The 533-nt window shown below is 38.3% G+C and carries 1 rRNA gene; it reads left to right on the top strand.

The features are described from left to right. Positions 1 to 440: 440 nt before the first annotated feature. Positions 441 to 533 (top strand): 16S ribosomal RNA (locus VER_RS10105); the annotation flags it as partial.

The raw sequence follows: 533 nt of genomic DNA, 5'->3' as shown, positions 1-533 counted from the left end.
AAAAAAGGGGTTGACGTTTAACGTCTACTTTGGTAAACTAGTCAAGTCGTCACATGAAGGCCTTGTTTATAAGGTGGTTTGAGATGGCCAATAAATCAGTTAACCATTAGGGAAAACGGTTTGTTGAATGTAACATATGCATTTCAAACTTGTAAATGATTTGTAAAAAAGTTGTTGACAGAATGTAATGATGATGTTACAATATAAAAACCGTCAGAGATGACGGTGATGAAAATGCAAAGCTGAAATGCAGAGATTGCAACTTCGGATTTGTAACAGATCTTTGAAAACTGAACAATGTAAGGTAATCATTTCTAACGAAATGAACATAGCCAGAGTGCGGGTTTCAACAACGTTGAAACCAACCAAATAAATTCTAAGTTAGATAACTTCGGTTAAGCTAACAACAACGAAAACGAGCTAGCAAATAGCTCCAAGATATCTTGGAGAGTTTGATCCTGGCTCAGGACGAACGCTGGCGGCGTGCTTAACACATGCAAGTCGAACGGAGAGCGATGGAAGCTTGCTTCTAT

Source organism: Veillonella sp. R32, assembly GCF_010093125.1.
GTDB lineage: Bacteria > Bacillota > Negativicutes > Veillonellales > Veillonellaceae > Veillonella_A.
This window is presented reverse-complemented; position numbering and strand designations above follow the sequence as displayed.